The sequence below is a fragment of the Phyllobacterium sp. OV277 genome, from assembly GCF_900104355.1.
Taxonomy (GTDB): Bacteria; Pseudomonadota; Alphaproteobacteria; order Rhizobiales; family Rhizobiaceae; genus Phyllobacterium.
Genome location: NZ_FNIY01000002.1, coordinates 454288 through 475278 on the forward strand (window position 1 = coordinate 454288; position 20991 = coordinate 475278).

The 20991-nt window shown below is 56.4% G+C and carries 19 protein-coding genes; 10 read left to right on the top strand and 9 right to left on the bottom strand.

The features are described 5' to 3' along the window. Positions 1-2 precede the first annotated feature (2 nt). From BLU05_RS08145 to BLU05_RS08175, 7 genes are all read left to right on the top strand, one after another. Positions 3-1250 (top strand): Zn-dependent hydrolase, encoded by a 1248-nt coding sequence (locus BLU05_RS08145; RefSeq protein ID WP_091879142.1) that lies wholly within the window; start codon positions 3-5, stop codon positions 1248-1250. A 61-nt stretch (positions 1251-1311) separates the two neighbouring features. Next, complete coding sequence (gene hydA / locus BLU05_RS08150; RefSeq protein WP_091879143.1) at positions 1312-2766, top strand: dihydropyrimidinase; 1455 nt, start codon at positions 1312-1314, stop codon at positions 2764-2766. A gap of 19 nt (positions 2767-2785) precedes the next feature. Continuing rightward, on the top strand, positions 2786-3583 hold the full coding sequence (locus BLU05_RS08155; RefSeq protein WP_091880164.1) for an ABC transporter ATP-binding protein: 798 nt from the start codon (positions 2786-2788) through the stop codon (positions 3581-3583). A gap of 194 nt (positions 3584-3777) precedes the next feature. After that, positions 3778-4239, top strand: a complete 462-nt coding sequence (locus BLU05_RS08160; protein ID WP_091880166.1) for a GNAT family N-acetyltransferase — start codon at positions 3778-3780, stop codon at positions 4237-4239. Then, positions 4236-5111 carry an ABC transporter permease gene (locus BLU05_RS08165; RefSeq protein ID WP_091879145.1) on the top strand — a complete coding sequence of 292 codons (876 nt, stop codon included), beginning with the start codon at positions 4236-4238 and terminating at the stop codon, positions 5109-5111. The genes BLU05_RS08160 and BLU05_RS08165 overlap by 4 nt, the downstream gene beginning before the upstream one ends. Further along, a complete protein-coding gene (locus BLU05_RS08170) occupies positions 5108-6214 on the top strand; it encodes an ABC transporter permease (RefSeq protein WP_244518236.1) in 1107 nt (368 codons plus the stop codon). Before BLU05_RS08165 ends, BLU05_RS08170 begins: the two co-directional genes overlap by 4 nt. A 26-nt stretch (positions 6215-6240) precedes the next feature. After that, positions 6241-7227, top strand: a complete 987-nt coding sequence (locus BLU05_RS08175) for an ABC transporter substrate-binding protein (protein ID WP_091879146.1) — start codon at positions 6241-6243, stop codon at positions 7225-7227. A 66-nt stretch (positions 7228-7293) separates the two neighbouring features. Here the strand turns inward: BLU05_RS08175 and BLU05_RS08180 are convergent, their stop codons facing one another. Both BLU05_RS08180 and BLU05_RS08185 read right to left on the bottom strand, forming a co-directional pair. Further along, positions 7294-10431 carry an efflux RND transporter permease subunit gene (locus BLU05_RS08180; protein WP_091879148.1) on the bottom strand — a complete coding sequence of 1046 codons (3138 nt, stop codon included), beginning with the start codon at positions 10429-10431 and terminating at the stop codon, positions 7294-7296. A gap of 8 nt (positions 10432-10439) precedes the next feature. Further along, a complete protein-coding gene (locus BLU05_RS08185; RefSeq protein ID WP_091879149.1) occupies positions 10440-11606 on the bottom strand; it encodes an efflux RND transporter periplasmic adaptor subunit in 1167 nt (388 codons plus the stop codon). Between the two features lie 279 nt (positions 11607-11885). Between BLU05_RS08185 and pncB the strand changes: the two genes are divergently transcribed. Further along, the gene (pncB, locus tag BLU05_RS08190) at positions 11886-13193 is read left to right on the top strand and encodes a nicotinate phosphoribosyltransferase (protein ID WP_091879151.1); all 1308 of its coding nucleotides are present in this window, start codon (positions 11886-11888) and stop codon (positions 13191-13193) included. 262 nt (positions 13194-13455) lie between these two features. On the opposite strand, the gene BLU05_RS08195 is transcribed toward pncB, so the two are convergent. Beyond that, positions 13456-13713 carry a BQ00720 family protein gene (locus BLU05_RS08195; RefSeq protein WP_091880169.1) on the bottom strand — a complete coding sequence of 86 codons (258 nt, stop codon included), beginning with the start codon at positions 13711-13713 and terminating at the stop codon, positions 13456-13458. A gap of 56 nt (positions 13714-13769) precedes the next feature. Continuing rightward, a complete protein-coding gene (locus BLU05_RS08200) occupies positions 13770-14192 on the bottom strand; it encodes an Hsp20 family protein (protein WP_091879152.1) in 423 nt (140 codons plus the stop codon). Positions 14193-14304: 112 nt separating this feature from the next. On the opposite strand from BLU05_RS08200, the gene BLU05_RS08205 reads away from it, so the two are divergent. Together BLU05_RS08205 and BLU05_RS08210 are read left to right on the top strand one after the other, a co-directional pair. Further along, positions 14305-15243, top strand: a complete 939-nt coding sequence (locus BLU05_RS08205; RefSeq protein ID WP_091879154.1) for a nucleoside hydrolase — start codon at positions 14305-14307, stop codon at positions 15241-15243. Between the two features lie 153 nt (positions 15244-15396). Next, complete coding sequence (locus tag BLU05_RS08210) at positions 15397-15960, top strand: L,D-transpeptidase (RefSeq protein WP_091879156.1); 564 nt, start codon at positions 15397-15399, stop codon at positions 15958-15960. A gap of 25 nt (positions 15961-15985) precedes the next feature. On the opposite strand, the gene BLU05_RS08215 is transcribed toward BLU05_RS08210, so the two are convergent. From BLU05_RS08215 to cysG, 5 genes are read right to left on the bottom strand one after another with little or no spacing between them, the layout of a single operon-like run. Then, complete coding sequence (locus BLU05_RS08215; RefSeq protein WP_091880170.1) at positions 15986-16516, bottom strand: DUF934 domain-containing protein; 531 nt, start codon at positions 16514-16516, stop codon at positions 15986-15988. Between the two features lie 5 nt (positions 16517-16521). Continuing rightward, on the bottom strand, positions 16522-17277 hold the full coding sequence (locus BLU05_RS08220) for a phosphoadenylyl-sulfate reductase (protein ID WP_091879157.1): 756 nt from the start codon (positions 17275-17277) through the stop codon (positions 16522-16524). Then, complete coding sequence (locus BLU05_RS08225) at positions 17267-18937, bottom strand: nitrite/sulfite reductase (RefSeq protein WP_091879159.1); 1671 nt, start codon at positions 18935-18937, stop codon at positions 17267-17269. The genes BLU05_RS08220 and BLU05_RS08225 overlap by 11 nt, the downstream gene beginning before the upstream one ends. A 22-nt stretch (positions 18938-18959) precedes the next feature. Continuing rightward, entirely contained in the window at positions 18960-19274 is a 315-nt protein-coding gene (locus BLU05_RS08230) for a DUF2849 domain-containing protein (protein ID WP_091880172.1), read from the bottom strand. An 18-nt stretch (positions 19275-19292) separates the two neighbouring features. Further along, entirely contained in the window at positions 19293-20747 is a 1455-nt protein-coding gene (gene cysG, locus BLU05_RS08235) for a siroheme synthase CysG (protein WP_091879160.1), read from the bottom strand. Positions 20748-20991 lie beyond the last annotated feature (244 nt).

Consider the following 20991-nt stretch of genomic DNA (forward strand, 5'->3'; position numbering starts at 1 on the left):
ACATGGCGCTCACTGGAAATCTAAGGATCAACGGCGACCGTCTCTGGGACAGCCTGATGGATATGGCAAAGATCGGGCCGGGTCTGCGCGGCGGCAATAACCGCCAGACCCTGACCGATGAGGATGCCGAAGGCAGGCGTCTGTTCCAGAGCTGGTGTGAAAAGGCTGGCCTGACCATGGGCGTCGACACCATGGGCAATATGTTCTTCCATCGCGAGGGTACAGACCCGGATGCCCTGCCCGTTTACGTCGGCAGCCATCTCGACACCCAACCGACCGGCGGCAAATATGACGGCGTTCTCGGTGTGCTTGGGGGGCTGGAACTGATCCGCACGCTCAATGATCTCAACATCAAAACCAAGCATCCCATCGTCGTGGTCAACTGGACCAATGAGGAAGGCACACGCTTTGCTCCGGCCATGCTGGCATCGGGTGTGTTTGCTGGCATTCACACGCAGGACTGGGCCTATGCGCGCGAAGATGCCAAGGGCAAGACATTCGGCGACGAGTTGGAGCGTATCGGTTGGAAGGGCGATGAAAACGTCGGTGCCCGCAAGATGCACGCATTGTTCGAATTGCACATCGAGCAGGGTCCTATCCTTGAAATCGAAGGCAAGGATATTGGCGTTGTCACCCATGGACAGGGATTGTGGTGGCTACAGATTACGCTGACCGGCAAAGACAGCCATACGGGCTCTACCCCCATGCCCATGCGCCGGAATGCCGGGCTGGGCATGGCGCGCATCACCGAACTCGTCCACACCATCGCCATGGCCCATCAGCCAAGCGCTGTCGGTGCCATCGGCCATTGCGATGTCTATCCGAATTCGCGCAATGTCATTCCCGGCAAGGTGATTTTCACCGTCGATTTCCGCTCGCCAGATATCAAGACATTGAACGCGATGAAGGCCGAGCTTGAGGAAAAGGCGCCGAAGATCGCCAAGGAACTGGGGCTGGAAATCGAGATCGAAGAAGCCGGGCATTTTGATCCCGTCACCTTCGACGAGGGCTGCGTGACCGCCGTGCGCAATGCAGCCGAGCGGCTTGGTTATAGCCATCGCAACATGATTTCCGGTGCCGGGCATGATGCCTGCTGGGTCAACCGGGTTGCCCCGACAGCGATGGTCATGTGCCCCTGCGTCGGCGGACTCAGCCACAATGAAGATGAAGAAATTTCGAAGGAATGGGCGGCCGCCGGTGCGGATGTCCTTCTGCATGCTGTTCTGGAAACGGCGGTGATTGAAACCTGACCGGATAACCGTTCATACAGAGCAACATGTTCGACAAAAGACCAATAAGGGGAACGAACACATGGCTACGAAAGTGATCAAAGGCGGGACAATCATTGCCGCCGACCGCACATACAAAGCGGATGTGCTGATTGAAGGCGATATCATCGCCCGGATCGGCGCTGATCTTTCCGGCGATGAGATTATCGATGCGACGGGCTGCTATCTGATGCCGGGTGGCATCGATCCGCATACCCATCTCGAAATGCCCTTTATGGGCACACATTCTTCCGACGATTTCGATACTGGCACCGCTGCAGCATTGGCAGGCGGAACGACAATGGTGGTCGATTTCGTTCTCCCAGGTACAGACGGCTTGCTTGCGGCCTTGCAGGACTGGTTCCAGAAGGCAGGCAAGGCGCGCACCGACTATTCCTTCCACATGGCCATCACCGGCTGGAACAAACAAATTTTTGACGAGATGCCAAAGGTGGTTGAGCGCGGCATCAATACGTTCAAGCACTTCATGGCCTATAAGGGCGCACTGATGGTGGATGACGACGAAATGTTCGCCTCGTTCACGCGCTGTGCCGAAATCGGTGCCATGCCGCTGGTTCATGCGGAAAATGGTGATGTGGTCGCCCATCTCCAGCAGAAGCTTCTGTCTGAAGGCAATAACGGACCGGAGGCTCATGGCTATTCCCGCCCGCCTGAGATTGAGGGTGAAGCGGCCAACCGCGCCATCATGATTGCCGATCAGGCCGGTGTACCGCTCTATATCGTGCATGTTTCCTGCGAGCAGGCGCATGAAGCGATCCGCCGTGCGCGCCAGAAAGGCATGCGCGTTTATGGCGAGCCACTGGTGCAGCATCTGACGCTTGACGAAGGCGAATACAAGAACAAGGACTGGGACTATGCGGCGCGGCGCGTGATGTCGCCGCCCTTCCGCGACAAAAGCCATCAGGACGGTCTGTGGGCTGGCCTCGCCTCCGGCAGCCTACAGGTCGTGGCAACTGATCATTGCGCCTTCACAACAGAACAGAAGCGCTTTGGAGTTGGCGACTTCACCAAGATTCCGAACGGCACCGGCGGCCTTGAAGACCGCCTGCCTGTTCTGTGGACCAAAGGCGTTCGCACCGGCCGCCTGACGCCCAATGAGTTTGTGGCTGTAACATCCACAAACATTGCCCGCATTCTCAACATTTACCCGCGCAAGGGTGCAATCCTGCAAGGCTCGGACGCTGATATCGTCATTTGGGACCCTGAGGCATCAAAAGTCATTTCAGCCAAAACCCAGAAATCCGCCATCGACTACAATGTGTTCGAAGGTATCGAGGTAACCGGCCTGCCGCGCATCACCCTGTCACGCGGTCAGATTGCCTACAAAGATGGTGAAGTGCTGGCTCCCACGGGCAGCGGACGCTTTGTCGAACGCGAGGCCAATGCGCCAGCCAATCGCGCACTTTCCACTTGGAAGGAACTCACGGCACCGCGTAAGGTTGAGCGCGATCCGAAGAACATACCGGCGGGTGTCTGATGGGGTTGATATGAATGCAATGCCTCAAGTAACCCTCAAAAATGTGATCGATGTCAAAGACCTGTCGCTGGTCTTCCAGACCAATGACGGGCCTGTCAACGCACTGTCGAACATCAATCTTGCAGTGAATGGCGGCGAATTCGTTTCCTTCATCGGACCAAGCGGCTGTGGCAAGACCACCCTTCTGCGCGTCATTGCCGATCTGGAGCAGCCAACGTCCGGGGCGATCTCCGTCAATGGTATGACGCCTTCCGAAGCACGCCAGAAACGCGCCTATGGTTATGTATTTCAGGCTGCAGCGCTTTATCCATGGCGCACCATTGGCGGTAATGTTTCCCTGCCGCTGGAAGTGATGGGCATGTCGAAAGCCGAGCGGGCGGAGCGCATCGCCAAAAACCTTGAGCTGGTCAATCTCTCCGGTTTCGAAAAGAAGTTCCCATGGCAACTATCGGGCGGTATGCAGCAGCGCGCTTCTATCGCACGGGCGCTTTCGTTCGATCCTGATATGCTGCTGATGGATGAACCTTTCGGTGCACTCGACGAAATCGTCCGCGATCACCTCAACGAGCAGTTGTTGAAGCTCTGGGCGAAAACGCAGAAGACTGTGATTTTCGTTACACATTCCATTCCCGAAGCGGTGTTCCTCTCAACGAAAATCGTCGTAATGAGCCCGCGTCCGGGCCGAATTCACGAGATTATCGACTGTAATCTCGGCACTGAACGCACGCTCGATATTCGCGAGACACCGGCGTTTCTTGAGATTGCGCACCGGGTTCGCGAGGGCCTGCGCCATGGTCATTCCTATGATGGAGAATGACATGGGCAGTTGGCATTATCGTGGTGCGTGGTTCGACAAGCTCACCATGAGGGAGAGTTGTGATGAATGGGCGTCAAGGTCTGCAACGTTGGCGACTATCATTGCAGCCAACACGCGCCCTCATGGTGAGCTCGTCGAACCACGCATTATGGTAATGCCATGGTCTGGTGCATCATGATCAACCGGGGCAGATGATGACCACGATACGCGCTGCCAAATTGCGTGACATGTCTGACTGTGCGGCAATCGTCAATGCATGGATTGATACAACCGAATGGATGCCGCGGGTACATCCGGAAGAGGACGTCGCCGAATATTATCAGGACATTGTTTTTGCAAAGTACGAGGTCTTTGTCGCCGACGACGATGGTGCGATTGCCGGAATGGTAGCCCTCTCACCAGACAATATCGTCAACGCGCTCTATGTTCACCGGAACCATCGCGGCAATGGAATCGGCAAGGCGCTGCTGGACCACGCCAAACAGGAAGCAACCGGGCCGATAGAACTCTGGACCTTTGTGGAAAATCACGGCGCACAAGCTTTCTATCTCAGGGAAGGATTTAGCGAGGTTCGGCGCACCGATGGCGATAATGAGGAACATTTGCCGGATATTCTCTATCGATGGCAGCGCCCGGTTGGAGGGCCGCACCCATGAACTTTATCCGCAACAGCGTGATACCTGTCGGAACGGTGCTCATCGCCATTCTCGTGCTCTGGTATGGCTTCGCCGTCATTCTCAACGCGCCATTCGAGCGTGATCAGGCAGCGCGCGCCAATACCGAGATTTCAACCCGCCAGCTGATTGCCAATACCATGGCGCAGGAGCGCCCGGTCCTGCCTGCTCCGCATCAGGTCGCCGAGGAAATCCGCAAGACTGTGTTCGATATCAGTCCGACATCAAAGCGCAGCCTCGTCTACCACGTCGGCGTAACGTTCTCGTCGACCCTGCTGGGTTTTGGGCTTGGAACGCTGCTTGGCGTCCTGCTTGCCATTGCAATTGTGCATTCGCGCACGCTGGACAAGAGCCTGATGCCATGGATCATCACCTCGCAGACGGTGCCTATCCTTGCCATCGCGCCGATGATTATTGTGGTGCTGAATGCCGTCAATATCACCGGGCTTTTGCCCAAGGCGATGATCTCCACATACCTTTCGTTCTTTCCCGTGGCTGTCGGCATGGTCAAAGGCCTGCGTTCACCCGAGATTATGCATCTTGACCTGATGCGCACCTATAATGCCTCAAAGTCACAGGTGTTCTGGAAACTGCGCTGGCCCGCTTCCATGCCCTATCTCTTTACCTCGATGAAGATTGCTGTGGCCATCAGCCTTGTTGGCGCCATCGTCGGCGAACTGCCGACCGGAGCAGTCGCGGGGATCGGCGCGCGGCTGCTGGCAGGCTCCTATTACGGCCAGACGGTGCAGATCTGGGCCGCCTTGCTTGCGGCGGCACTGATGGCTGCCATTCTCGTCAGCCTGATTGGGCTGGTAGCCACGCTCGTCAACCGGCGCATGGGAGTACGCCCATGAGGATTTCCCGCTCGCCGCTGGCCATTTCAGCTTTCCTGCTTGCTATTGGCGGATTGCTAATATCGTCGGGTGGCGATGTTCAGGATACGCTTGCCTATTCGACACCGGTTATCCTGTTTGTCGCGGCGGCGGTGGCGCTTTTCACCAGCGTGTCGGCCTCATCGCTGATTGCGCTGCTTATACTCGTCCATATCGTTCCCTTCTGTCTTATCGGTCTGCTCCACTCTATGGGACCAGAAGGCCCTTCAATCGGCTATTGGTGCATGGTGGCGTCAGCCTGGCTGCTGGCATGGTTCAGCGTGCAGAATCTCGCCGGCCTGAAATTAGCCCGACCGGACGCGCAGCGCGTTGTCAATCTCGCCTTGCCTGTTCTCTTCGGCGCGTGGCTGCTGATCCTCTGGGAGATCATTGTCCGGGGTTTCGGCGTACCAAGCATCCTGTTGCCGCCGCCATCCATGATCGCCGGGCGCATCTCGAACTCTGTACCCACACTCTGGGCGGATTTCCAGCAGACTTATCTGAAAGCCGCCATCGCCGGTTATGCCATCGGATGCGGTAGCGGTTTCCTCGCGGCTATCCTCGTTGACCGGGTGCCATTCCTGCGCAAGGGCCTGCTGCCCATCGGCAATCTTGTCGCCGCTCTTCCTGTTGTTGGCATAGCACCCATCATGGTGATGTGGTTCGGGTCCTACTGGGAATCCAAGGCCGCAGTCGTCGTCATCATGACCTTTTTCCCGATGCTGGTGAACACGGTGGCAGGACTAGGCGCATCCGGCGCGATGGAACGCGACCTGATGCAGACCTATGGTTCAAGCTACGCACAGACCCTGTTCAAGCTGCGCCTGCCCGCCGCCATGCCATTCATCTTCAACGCGCTGAAGATCAATTCGACACTGGCATTGATTGGCGCCATCGTTGCGGAATTCTTTGGCTCTCCCATTGTCGGCATGGGCTTTCGCATCTCGGCAGAAGTCGGACGCATGAATGTCGATATGGTCTGGGCGGAAATTTTCGTGGCAGCGCTTGCGGGTTCCCTGTCTTACGGGCTTATTACCCTTATCGAGCGGGCCGTTACTTTCTGGCATCCTTCCTACAGAACTTAAAAACAAGAAAAGAGGAGAACTGAAACATGAAGAAAACGATTGCACTCTCAATGAGTCTGGCGACACTGCTGATGGCGGGCTCTGCGCTGGCAGCCGACAAGCTGACCTTACAGCTGAAATGGGTAACCCAAGGCCAGTTCGCTGGCTATTACGTCGCGAAGGACAAGGGTTTCTACAAGGAAGCTGATCTTGATGTCGAGATCAAGCCGGGTGGTCCTGATGTTGCCCCGCCGCAGGTGATCGCTGGTGGCGGCGCCGATGTGGTGGTTGACTGGATGCCCTCGGCGCTGGCAACCCGCGAGAAGGGCCTGCCCCTTGTCAATATCGCCCAGCCGTTCAAGCGTTCCGGCATGATGCTGACCTGCCGCAAGGAAACCGGCATCACCAAGCCTGAAGACTTCAAGGGCAAGACCCTCGGCGTCTGGTTCGGTGGCAATGAATATCCGTTCCTGTCGTGGATGAACCATCTCGGCCTCAAAACCGATGGCGGGCCAAATGGCGTGACTGTCCTCAAGCAGGGCTTCAACGTCGATCCGCTGATCCAGAAGCAGGCCGACTGCATCTCCACCATGACCTATAATGAATATTGGCAGGTAATCGATGCGGGCATTCCGGCTGATCAACTTGTCACCTTCAAATATGAGGACGAGAAGGTCGCCACACTGGAAGACGGACTTTACGTCTTACAGAAGAGCCTTGATGATCCGAAGATGGTCGAGAAGCTCGCCCGCTTCGTCAAAGCCTCGATGAAGGGTTGGGACTATGCCCGCCAGCATCCGGATGAAGCAGCTAATATCGTGCTTGAGAATGATGCGAGCGGTGCGCAGACCGAAAAGCACCAGAAGCGCATGGTGGCCGAGATCAACAAGCTGACGGAGGGCTCGACCGGCGTTCTCGATGTGGCGGCAGCCGAGCGCACTGTCGAGACATTGCTCGGTGGTGGTTCCGACCCTGTTATCACCAAGAAGCCGGAAGGCGCGTGGACAACAAAGGTCACCGACGCCGCAAAGTAAGGCAAAGGGCAGAAACGAAAAAGGCGGGGATTGCTCCCCGCCTTCTGTTTGTCCAAATGATCCGTTCTATTCGGCGGGCAATGGTGGTTGCGACACTACTTCCAGCAATTCCCGCTCCAGCCGCGCTTCCTCTTCTGCCTTGGGTTTGGAGAAACCGGCAAGCAGGAGATAGGCAACCGGCGTCAGGAACAGCGTTGAGGCCGTGGCAAGCCCCAGACCACCCACAATGACCCAGCCAAGGGCAATACGCGCCTCGGCCCCGGCGCCACTGGCAAGAACCAGAGGAACGCCGCCGAGAATGGCGCAGAGCATGGTCATGACAACCGGGCGCAGACGGATATTGGCTGCTTCCTCAATGGCCTGGCGCACATTCCGGCCCTGATCGCGCAGATGATTGGCAAATTCAACAATGAGAATGCCGTTCTTGGCCATAATACCGACAAGCAGCACCAGCCCGATCTGGCTATAAACGTTCATGCTGGTGCCGGTGAGGATCATGGCAAAGACTGCACAGGCGAGCCCGAGAGGAACCGTGGCCATGACGATAACGGCACTGATGAAACTTTCGAACTGGGCGGCCAGCACGAGCAGGATGATCAGGATAGCAAAACCGAAGGTGACGAACATGCTGGCGGAGTTTTCACCCAGTGTCGCAGCTTCAGCGAGAGGAATGATGCGGTAACCCGGCGGCAGCATCGGCGCGGCCACTTCCTGCACGACCTTGTAGGCATCACCCAGTGCGAAGTCGGGGCTGAGGGCCGCCGTGATGGCAACGGAGCGCATCTGCTGCTCACGCGTCAGCGCGGGCGGCACAGCCACCTCCGTCAGTTTGGCGATGGTCGACATCGGCACAAAACGCCCATCGCTGGTACGCATGAATACATTTTCGAGATCGGTCGGATCATTGATCGGATTGGTGGTGGAAACCAGCTTCACGTCGAAACTGCGATCCTCGATATAGACAGAACCAATCTTGTAACCATCCAGCACCGATTGCAGGGCCTCGGCGAGACCGGTGATATCAATGCCAAGGTCGGAAGCCCGTTCGCGATCAATGGAAACGGAAAGCTGCGGCTGTGTCGGCTCATTGGTCAGACGCGGTCGGTCAAAACGCCGGTCCTTTTCCAGTGCCGAGACGATCTTGGCTGCGGTCGAACCGAGGTCAGCATAGTTGGTGCCGACGATGGCAAACTGCAAGCCGTTACCCGCACCACGAATACCGAGCGAATTGGGCTGGGCGGCAAAGACCTGAATACCCGGAATGTTGCGCACGCGCTTGGAAACATCAGTCAGAATTTCCTGCTGGCTGCGGTGGCGCTCTTTCCATGTGGCAAGGCTGAGCACCATGAAGCCGCGATTGGTATTGCCGTTCTGTCCCGCGATGGAGAACGTATTCTGGATTTCGCCGGAATCACGCATCGGCTGGATCAAAGTCTCGATCTGGCGCATCTGATCGTTGAGATATTCGAGGCTGACGCCTTGGGGTGCCGTGATGCGCAGGAAAGCGGCGGCGCGGTCTTCGGTCGGCGTCAGTTCCTGCTTGAGCAGCGAAAACGCACCGAAGGCGGCACCGGCAAACAAAAGCGATGCCAGAACGACAAGCCACGGAGCGGCCAGACAGCCATGCAGCATGCGCCTGTAGGCTTCGAGGAAAAAACTGCCAACACGCCTGACAAGGCCCGGAGAATGATTGATATCCTCATGTTTCGCTTCACTTGCCGAGAGCAGGCGCGATGCCAGCATAGGACAAAGCGTAAGTGCAACAACGGCAGAAAGCAGCACGCAGATTGCCAGAACGAAACCAAACTCACGGAAGAGACCGCCCGTTTGACCCGGCAGGAAGGAGAGCGGTACAAACACGGCGGCAAGCGTCACGGTCGTTGCGATAACGGCGAAAAACACTTCCTGCGTTCCAAGCACAGCCGCCGCGCGCGGTCCCATACCCTGATTGCGGCGCCTGACGATGTTTTCGAGCACGACGATAGCATCATCAACCACGAGACCCGTCGCCAATACCAGCGCCAGCAGCGTTAGAATGTTGATGGAGAAGCCCGCCAGATACACGGCCGAGATGGTTCCGATGAGAGCCACCGGCATGGAGACGGCAGGAATCAGCGTCGCGCGGATGTCCCACAGGAAGAGATAGATGATCAGAATAATGATGAAGACAGAAGCGCCAAGCGCGATTTCCACTTCATGCACGGCGCCGTTGATGAACTCCGCATCATCACTGGTCACACGGATATCGACACCCTGCGGCAAAGTCTTTTGCAACTGGGCAACGGCTTCGCGAATGCCCTTGGATATATCGAGTGTATTGGACTGCGCCTGCCGGATAATGCCAAGACCAATGCCCGTCTTGCCGTTGGCGCGTAGTGTCGACGTACCAATATCAGGACCAAGCGTCACGGTCGCGATATCCCTGATCTTGGTGCGGTCCTTGATGATGATGTTTTCGAAATCCTCAGGCGTGACGATCGGGGCCGTGGCGCGGACAACAATGCTTTGCGCATTGCTGTTGATCTGGCCGGCTGGTGTATCAAAAGCCATGGTGTCGAGCGCAGTGCGGACGTTGGCGACGGTCAGACCGAGACTTGCGAGCTTGCCCTGATCAATATCAATGCGGAAAATCTTGCTGCGATTGCCATTGACCTGCACATCGGCAACGCCGGGAACCGAGGCGAGCACATCTTCGATCTGGTCTTCGACCAGCACCGTCATGTCCTCGACCGCCATAGTGTCCGATGTCACCGCAAGACGCATCACCGCATCGGCATTGGCATCGGCCTTGACGATCTGCGGCGGGTCCGCCTGCTCAGGCAACGTGTTGGTGATGCGGCTGATGGCATCGCGCATATCGGCGGCAGCAACGTTGAGATCAACACCATCATTGAACTCTACCGTCACACGACTGGTACCAAAGGATGAGCTTGAAGAAATGGATTTGACGCCTGATACACGCGACACGGCGCTCTCAATGGCCGCTGTCAGTTCACGATCAACGGTTTCGGCAGCCGCTGCCTCAAAGGTCGTCGTTACCGTTACAACAGGGCGATCAACATCCGGCAGTTCCCGGATATCAACACCGTAGAAGGCAGCAAGCCCGGCCACCACGATCAATACGTTCAGGACCAGCGCCAGTACCGGACGACGGATAAAAAGAGCGGTGAAATTGGAGTCGGATTGTCCGTGCGAATTACTCACGTCGCACCTCAGCCCTGTTCGCCGACAGAGGCCAGCGGTTTTGAGCCGGAATCCGTCTGACTGGCGGGCTGACCCTTGATCTGGACAGTACCGCCCTGACGGACCGCCTGCACGCCTTCGGCGACGATAAGGTCGCCTGGCTTGATCTCGGCATTCACAAGAACATAGGCTGTATTGCGCTGCATGATGCGCACGGAAACACGCTGCGCCTTATTATCCACGATCTTCCAGACATAGGCACCATCCGTGCCCCACTGGATCGCCAGCGGATCAACTGTCGGATAGGTTTCACCGGCAAAGCCCATGGTCACCTGAAAAGCCATGCCTTCGCGCAGCGCATCATTCGGATTGGTGATCTTGGCTTGTACCTGCAGGGTACGGCTATCAGGATCGACACGATTGTCGATGGAACTGATGGTTCCGTTGAACGTCTCACCCGGCCGGGCAACGGAGGTGGCCGTAACGGCAGCCCCAACCTTGACCGCAGGAGCAAAACGTTCCGGCACCCAGAAATCAACAAGCACATCGCTGCGATCGGCAATCGTGGCGATCTGCGTTGTTGTGGTGATGTAGTTACCGGCACTCACTGGCAGAATGCCGACGATGCCACCAATTGGCGCTTTGATGTCACGCCGGTCCAGCGCCAGTTCCGCTTCACGCACATCGAGCCCGGCATTATCGACGGCCAGACCAGCATCGGACACCTGCACGGCGGAGACCGTGTTGGTGGTGCTGAGGTTTTCGGCGCGCTTCAGCTTTGTCTGCGCGTCCTTCAACATGGTGCGTGCCTTGTCGGCGGCAATGGCTTCGGCCTCGGCGTCGAGCCGGGCAATCACATCCCCTGCCTCGACCTTGGTGCCTGATGTGACCAGAATTTCGTTCATGCGGCCAGCGGCAAATGGTGTGACGGAAACCGAGCTTTTTGCCTTGCCGGTGCCAATGGCCGACAGCTTGTCATTGATCTTGGCTTCGTCAGCGGCACGCACAACCACAATCGGCGCCACCTGTCCGCTCCGGCCCTGTCCACCTGACGTTGCGGGCTTGTCTGCGGTCAGAACCTTGTCAACGCCCGCTTTTTTGAAGAGATTGGATGCACCTGGAAAAAAGTATAGCCACCCAGCGCCAGCAATGGCGAGGACCACAACAACCAGTACAAGCTGTTTCCAGACTTTCATACATCACTCCAAAAAGACCGGTTCCGCATGAGGCAGAGCCAGCACCACCATATTTATGATTATATCCCAAAGCGCATCCCGGCGCGAAAGGTTGATTACAACGAAGAATAAAGCGCTTTGATGTCGCCGTTAATGACAAAAGTGTGAGGTTACAAAGATTTAATGCAAGGATCGCATATCATCTGACTGCGGAATTTAGCCGGATATGACCGGTTCCGCTTGATGACCGGTTTCTGCCGTGCAACATGGCGGGCGGAAATTCCGGAAGGAGAGCATTCAATGGCGACCAAGACCGACATTGCACGGCGCGTGTTCAACCACACATGGAAACTCGATCCCATTGTCCGCAGCCTGCTGGATACGGATTTCTACAAATTGCTGATGTTGCAGATGATCTGGGGCGTTTATCCGAAAGTCGATGCAACATTTACCCTGATCAACCGGACCACCCGTGTCCGGCTGGGAGATGAGATTGACGAGGAAGAGCTGCGCGAGCAGCTGGACCATGCGCGTACCATCCGTTTCTCCAAGAAGGAAATGATCTGGCTTGGCGGTAATACGTTCTATGGCAAGAAACAGATCTTTGAGCCCGATTTCCTTGAATGGCTGACAAATTTCCAACTGCCGGAATATGAGCTGACCAAGCGCGACGGTCAGTATGAACTGAATTTCTATGGCCCGTGGATGTACACGACCATGTGGGAAATCCCGGCGCTCACCATCATCAATGAGCTGCGCTCACGGGCGGCGATGAAGAAAATGGGCCGGTTTGAGCTTGATGTGCTCTATGCCCGTGCCAAGGCCAAGATGTGGACCAAGGTGGAGCGCCTGCGCTCCCTGCCCGACATCCGGATTTCCGATTTCGGCACACGGCGGCGCCATTCATTCCTGTGGCAGCGCTGGTGCGTCGAAGCGCTGAAGGAAGGGATCGGCGATGCCTTTACCGGCACCAGCAATGTGCTTTTGGCCATGGACAACGATCTGGAAGCACTTGGCACCAATGCGCATGAACTGCCGATGGTTCTGGCAGCCCTCAGCCGCAAGAAAGAGGAATTGCTGAAATCACCCTATAAGGTGCTGCAGGACTGGAACCGCTATTATGGCGGCAATCTGCTGATTGTGCTGCCCGATGCTTTTGGAACAGCAGCCTTCCTGCGCGATGCTCCAGACTGGGTTGCTGATTGGACCGGGTTCCGCCCTGACAGCGCTCCACCCATTGAGGGAGGCGAAAAAATCCTGTCCTGGTGGCGCTCAAAGGGTAAAGACCCACGCGGCAAGCTTCTGGTATTCTCTGACGGGCTCGATGTGGAGACGATCGAGGAGACCTATCATCACTTCAAGGGCAAGGTGCGCATGAGTTTTGGTTGGGGCACCAATTTGACCAATGATTTTGAGGACTGCGCCCCACGTTTCAATGATCAGCTCAATGCCATCTCGCTGGTCTGCAAGGTCAGCGAAGCCAATGGCCGCCCGGCGGTCAAGCTTTCCGACAATCCGAAAAAAGCTACCGGCGACAAGGCCGAGATCAAGCGCTATCTGGAATTGTTCGGGGCGGTGGATAGGGTTGAGCAGACGGTGAAGGTTTGAGCAGGGACGCTTGCATCAGCGTGGTTCGTGGTTCGACAAGCTCACCATGAGGGAGATGGTTGGATGCAACGATAATCACCAGCATTGCAGATCACAAGGATTGCAGAACTTGGTTCCCTTTCATCACCCCTCTCCCTCATGGTGAGCTTGTCGAACCACGAACCACGAACCACGAACCAAGCTAATGCAATCCCATTTCACCATTAAAAGAAAACCCCGCTGGCAAGCCAACGGGGTTTTTACTCAATCCATCAATCTGCATTTACTGCAGCATAACCGTGCGCAATTCATGCTCCTGTGCGCCAACAAGAATGTTGTCACGTTCATCGGAAAGCACGATCGGATCGCCGTTAGCAGCAAAAAGTGCCCAGAGTTCAACACCCGGCGTCATTGGTGGCAAAGCGGGGAAACTGGTGGCGAGATCGTCGGTCTTCACCTTGCGCATATAGGCGACCTGTCCGGCGCCAAGACGCGAAAATTCCAGTTCACTCAGGAAATTCTTCGAAACAGTGTTTTGCATATCAGCCTCCATATTCGGACAGTCCTTCCAAAGGCCCTGTCCCGTTAGAGCCACGATCAATCCTGTACCGCTATATTAATGCGTTTGACCAATCGTTCGGGTTCCGGACGGTCGAGATCGATCGACAGAAGCCCATTCTTCAAAGCAGCAGCGCTGACGCGCATTCCATCGGCAAGAACAAATATGCGCTGGAACTGGCGCGCTGCGATGCCACGATGCAAATATTCCCGTTCGCTTTCATCGGCTTGCCGCCCGCGAATGACCAACTGGTTGTCTTCGGTGGTCACTTCAAGATCATCATTGGAAAAGCCAGCGACTGCGAGGGTTATCCGAAGCTGTTCCCGGCCATTATCGGCCTGGATACGTTCGATATTGTAAGGCGGGTAGCCGTCACCGGATTTGGCGATACGCTCCAGCGTCTTTTCCATCGTGTCGAAACCAAGCAGCAAAGGGCTTGAAAACGGTGTCATTCGTGTCATCTGTGCAGTCCTCAGAAAAGCGACCTAAAAGAGAAACCCGGAGATGGCATTTCCCTTCTGTCCTTTGATATGGTTGATCCGGATGCAGACTTCAAGAGAATGAAAGCAAGAGATGACGCGGAAAATAATAATCGATACCGATCCGGGCCAGGATGATGCGCTGGCAATCCTTCTGGCGCTGGCAAGCCCGGAACTTGATGTTCTCGGCATTACCGCCGTTGCGGGCAATGTGCCGCTGAAACTCACGCAAACCAATGCCCGTAAAATCTGCGAACTGGCAGGACGCCCCGATGTAAAAGTCTTTGCCGGCGCAGACAGACCGCTGATGCGCGCGCTGGTCACCGCTGAAAATGTGCATGGGAAAACCGGCCTTGACGGCCCTGACCTGCCCGAACCGACCATGCCTCTGCAACAACAGCACGCGGTTGATTTCATCATCGAAACTTTGCTCAAGGAAGAAAGCGGCAGCGTGACCCTGTGCCCGCTCGGTCCCCTTACCAATATTGCGCAGGCGCTGATCCGTGCGCCCGAGATCGCCCCGCGTATCCGCGAGATCGTGCTGATGGGCGGCGGTTTCTTTGAGGGTGGCAACATCACCCCAACCGCTGAATTCAACATCTATGTGGACCCGCAGGCGGCACAGGTGGTGCTTGCGTCAGGTGTACCAGTTGTCATGCTGCCGCTCGACGTAACGCACAAGGCATTGACCACGGCCAAGCGTATTGACCGGTTTCGGGCCATGGGCACCAAATCAGGCACGGCCTGTGTTGCGCTACTGGAATTCTTCGAACGTTTTGATGAGGAAAAATATGGCAGCGATGGCGGCCCGTTGCATGACCCGAACGTGATTGCCTATCTCCTGAAACCGGAGCTTTACAAGGGAAGGCATTGCAACGTCACCGTTGAAACAGCTTCGGAGCTCACGCTCGGCATGACAGTCGCCGATTGGTGGGGTGTGACCAACAGGCCGAAAAACGCCTTTTACATACGAGATGTGAATGATGACGGTTTCTTCGATCTGCTGGTTGAACGCATAGCCCGTCTCCCCTGAACCAACAGGGTCCGGCGGCGCGTGCTTCCGGACCTATCTCCTTGTTTCATCACAAAAAGTTGAGTCCGTGTAAACCTTCGTTCAGCAATTGAGGCGCATAATCATTGCATGACAGAAGGCCCGAAACGAGGGGCTCAAGCGTATGGGATCGACATGCTGACACGGCGAACGTTCTTTTACGGATTTGCGGCGGCCCTTGCCGCACCACAGCTTGCATTGGCGCAATCCAAGAAGCGGCCCTTTGTTCTCAATCCTGAATATATGCCGCAGATCGTTGACTACCCGGGCTATGAAGAGATCGGGACAGTCGTGATCGACCCGCGCAACCGTTTTCTCTATCTGATCGAAGACGAATATTCAGCGGTGCGTTACGGCATCGGCGTTGGCCGCGCCGGGCGCGCCTTTTCAGGAACGGCCGAAGTCGGACGAAAAGCCAAATGGCCGCGCTGGCAGCCGACGGACAATATGATCAAACGACAGCCGGAAAAATATGCACGTTACGCTGATGGCGTGGCTGGTGGTGGAAGCAATCCGCTGGGGGCTCGCGCACTCTATCTTTATCGCAACGGCCGCGACACCTATTACCGCATCCATGGCACGACCGAGCCTTCGTCAATTGGCAAGGCCGTTTCGAACGGCTGTATCCGCATGATCAATGAACATGTGATGGATCTTTACGAACGGGTTCCCTTGGGAACTCCCGTTGTCGTGCTCTGATCAATCAGGCAGCGGATGTGCCTCGCTATTGCGTGTCGGGCACACGGCGCCAGCTATAGGTACCCGCTTTGGTGTGTGAGCCGCGGCCCGGCTGATAATAAACCGGCGTATCGTGCAAATTGTGATCCGCAAGCCGTGTCAATGTAACCGCATGGGTGACTTTCAGCGTATCGAAGCCGGTCCGTAGCATATAGGCGACCTGATCGATCAGCACATCGCCAACCGCACGCAACTCACCCTGAAACTGATGACGGTCCTTAAGCACTTCGGCCTTGGAATAGGAACGGCCATCGTTAAATGCGGGAAATTGCAGTGCAATCACCGGGATGGAACCGAGCAGCGGCAGGAGCGGATCAATGCTCTCCCCCGGTGCAATGGAAACACCGATACGCCGGTTGGTTGCGTTGCGCACGCCTTCATCGAGACCGAGCCAAACGGCCAGAGGCAGGATCACCGCCGGTGCGTCTCCAGCCTCTTCCAATGTCTCAACCGTGATGTAGGGGTCTTCGCGAAATCCTTCGCGGCCCCATAGCTGGCTCTCGGGCTTTTCGGAAATGTCAGTCATAGATTCGAATCCGTCAGGGAAATATTGCTCAACTGGTCGGTCAGGCCAGTCAGATGGATGCCGCATTCAGTTTTATCAGAGCCTGCCCAGCGGCCAGCACGATCATCCTCGCCATCCTTCACGGGGGAGGTGCAGGGCATGCAGCCAATAGACCGGTAGCCTTCTGCTATGAGCGGATGCGGCGGCAACTGGTTGGTAGTCATATAGGCCTTCAGATCAGCCGAAGTCCAGCGCGCCAGCGGATTGATGCGCACACGCGCACCAACAGATTCAAAGACCGGCAAAGCTGTGCGCGTCGAAGCCTGAAACTGCTTGCGGCCAGTCATCCAGGCGCGATACGGCGCAACGGCACGGGCCATCGGTTCGACCTTGCGGATATAGCAGCAGCGATCCTTGTTGGTCATGGACAGCGCGCCAAAGGGGTCTTCATCCTTCAGGCTCTGCTTCAGCGGGTGAATGTCCTGCACATCGGTCAGACCAAGATCATGCACCAATTGGTCCCGATAACGCAAAGTGGCCGGAAAATGCTTGCCCGTTTCAAGGAAGAGTACCGGTAAGGATGGATTCACCTGCGCAATCATGTGCAACAGCACCGATGACTCCGCACCGAACGAAGACACCACCGCGATCTCATCATGAAAAAGATGTTCGATGGCGAGTTCTATCACCGCTGAGGGTTCGAGATTGCCATAGCGTTCTTCAAGCGCACGCGCTTCATCCGCTACGGTGATCTCATTGGCTTCATGCAGCATTTGCAGCCTCGCTATAGAGCGCATCCTTGAAGGGAGCAGCACCCAGACGCCGGTAGGCAGCAAGGAAAGTTTCCTCCTTGTCCGTCCGCACTTCGAGGTAACGATCGACAATGGTCTCAATCGCATCGACGATTTCTTCCGAGGAGAAACCGCGCCCAGTAATGTCACCGATGGTGCAGACCTCATCGCCCGAACCGCCGAGCGAAATCTGGTAGAGTTCCTCGCCTTTCTTCTCGACGCCGAGAATGCCGATATGGCCAACGTGATGATGGCCGCAGGCATTGATGCAACCGGAAATTTTTAGCTTGAGTTCACCAATATCCGCCTGACGGGCCGGATCGGCAAAACGTTCCGATATGCGCTGGGCAACGGGGATCGACCGGGCCGTCGCCAGAGCGCAATAATCCAAACCGGGGCAGGCAATAATATCCGTGATCAGCCCTGCATTGGCCGTGGCAAGGCCATCGGTCAAAAGCAGATCATAGACAATGCGCAGATCGGCAATCGCCACATGCGGCAGGATAAGGTTCTGCTCATGGCTGACGCGGATTTCATCCTGCGAGAATTGTTCGGCAATATCGGCCACCAGATCCATCTGGGCATCAGTGGCATCACCCGGAATGCCGCCAATTGGCTTCAGGGAAATGGTCACGACACCATAATCCGGGTTCTTGTGCGGCGTCACGTTTTGGTCTACCCAGGCTGCAAAGGCATGGTCTGCCTTGCGAGCACCCGCCAGTGCAGACCAGCCTTCCGGACGCAGCGGCAGATGCGGCGGGCGGAAATAGCTGTCGATAGCATCGACATCCGTCTGCGGCAGCTTCAGATCACTGTTTTTGAGAGCCAGCCATTCGGTTTCAACCTGACGGGTCAGCTCTTCCGTGCCGGTTTCATGCACGAGGATCTTGATGCGCGCCTTGTACTTGTTGTCGCGGCGACCATTGAGATTGTAAACGCGCATGATCGCGGTGGTGTAGGTCAACAAATCTTCGACAGGCAGGAAGTCGCGAATCTTCTTAGCAACCATCGGCGTGCGGCCCTGACCACCGCCGACATAAACGGCAAAGCCAATCTCGCCCGCTTCGTTGCGCTTCAGATGCAGACCAATATCATGGACCTGAATGGCCGCGCGGTCGCGCTCGGCACCGGTGACGGCGATCTTGAACTTGCGCGGCAGATACGAAAACTCCGGATGCATTGACGACCACTGGCGCAGAATTTCCGCATAGGGACGCGGGTCCGCTACCTCGTCGGCAGCGGCACCGGCAAAGTGATCGGCTGTGACGTTGCGAATGCAATTACCTGAAGTCTGCAAGGCATGCATTTCAACTTCCGCAAGCTCATCCAGCACCTTTGGCATGTCTTTGAGCGCAGGCCAATTGTACTGGAGATTCTGGCGGGTGGTAAAATGGCCATAGCCGCGATCATAGGTGCGGGCGATATGGGCAAGCTTGCGCATCTGGCGCGCCGACAATGTGCCATAGGGAATGGCGACGCGCAGCATATAGGCATGCAATTGCAGATAGACGCCATTCATCAGCCGCAGCGGGCGGAACTGGTCCTCGGTCAGTTCGCCGGCAAGGCGGCGCTCTACCTGATCCTTGAACTGTTCAACGCGGGCTGAAACAAACGCGTGATCAAACTCATCGTAACGATACATTCTGCGGGCCTTCGATTACAGGTTAAGCGGCGTTAGCCGCAGGCTTATCAGCCTGTTTGCCAAGATCAAGACGGACGGTGGGGCCGAGCTGACGGATGCGCTCGCGCAGCCGCACCGGATAAAGATGTTCACCGCGCTCTTCCACATCGATAACATTGACGTCGATGACAAGGTTGGACTTGATCGCCGCCTTACCAGCTTCTTCAAGTGCTGCCGCCGCTTCCGCGTGACGTGCCACAAGGGCTCCATCAATCTGATCAAGCCAATCGCCATTGGCGCCAAGCCAAACGGCTTCGCCATCGGTCAGACGGTTTGCTGTGAGAACTTTTACACTCATGATCATCATCCTTCGCGGTTAAGCGGCATTGGTTTGAAGGTGGCGTTTGGCCACCGAAGAGTTTGAGTTTTGGACAGCCAGAGGCTCCGCCTTGTCGATTGCAGCACCGGCGACCGCATCACCGATGACCACCATCACGGGTCCATCAAGATCAAGACGCTGTTCCAGCGCCGGCAAATCATGCAGCGTACCGTGGAACATGCGGCGATCCGCACGACCGGCATTTTCGATGACAGCCACACCGGTATCGGCATGCAGTCCAGCGCTCATCAGCCGTTCAGCAACGGATGCAGCAACACTACGGCCCATATAGACGGCGATTGTTGCACCCGAAATGGCGAGGCGCGCCCAATCGGGCAGCACTTCACCAGCCATGTCATGCCCGGTGGTGAACACAAGGGAGGATGCGACACCACGCAGGGTCAGAGGCAATTGCATATCAGCGGCAGCAGCAAAAGCCGAAGTGATGCCGGGAACGATTTCGAACGGAATACCGGCGGAACGCAGCGCTGCCATTTCCTCACCGGCACGGCCATAAACCAGCGGATCACCGGATTTCAGGCGGACAACGCGCTTGCCTTCGCGGCCAAGGGAAACAAGGAGTTCATTGATCTCGCTCTGGCTCTTGGTATGGCAACCCTTGCGCTTGCCAACAGAAAGCCTGACCGCATCGCGGCGACCCATGGAGACAACTGCCTCGGGCACCAGCGCATCATAGACGATGACATCAGCTTCCATAAGAACACGGTGGGCGCGCAGGGTCAGCAAATCCTCAGCGCCGGGACCTGCACCAACAAGCCAGACATAACCTTTCGGCTCGTCCTGATTGTCGAGAAGCAAACCGGCGGCCTGACGGGCACCATCAACATCATTGTTATAGACTTTGCCTGCCACATCGCCGGAGAAGAACGAACGCCAGAACACGCGGCGCGCCAAGCCCTTCTTCACCAGCTTTTCCACCGCGGGGCGATAGGCATTGGCAAGGCGGGCCAGATCACCCAGACGCGGCGAGAAAGCTGCATCGATCCGGGCGCGAATAAGCTGGGTCAGGACTGGGCCTGTGCCTTCCGAACCAATGGCAATGGCGATGGGTGCGCGATTGACGATGGCCGGGGTGAAGAAATCGCAGAGTTCGGGACGGTCCACGACGTTAACAGGAACGCGCTGACGGCGGGCCTCCGCCGCAATTGCGCTATCCAGCTCTTCATCGCCAGTCGCCACAAAAACCAGCTTTGCTCCAGTAAGATGTTCGGGAGCAAAATTTTCCACGACGTGATCATAGCGCCCGGAGTGGATGAAATCGGCAAGCTCGCGTTCAGGATTGGCAGCAATAATGCGGATCGCGGCATTGGTCTGCACCAGAAGCCGGGCCTTGTTCAGCGCTTCCTCGCCATCGCCAATAACCACAACCACTTCATTCCGCACGCGGAAGAAGGCAGGAAAGACAGAAAGCTGGCTGGCATGAACAGACATGAGCAGATAATCCCAATGATTACCGGGATTATCGTTGATCCGACCACTCTTTATAAGGAACGAAAGTGCGCCGAATCGAACAGCGGAGCATGGAATTTCTGAAAATCCGGGAACAAGCGGATTTCCGTTCTACATTACACAGAAAAACGCACGTCCGGCTTTTGCACAATCTGCAAAACGGACATGCTGCAACCAAGGGTGTCAGCTCAAAACGCGCTGATCCAATACACGACTATTTTTATCG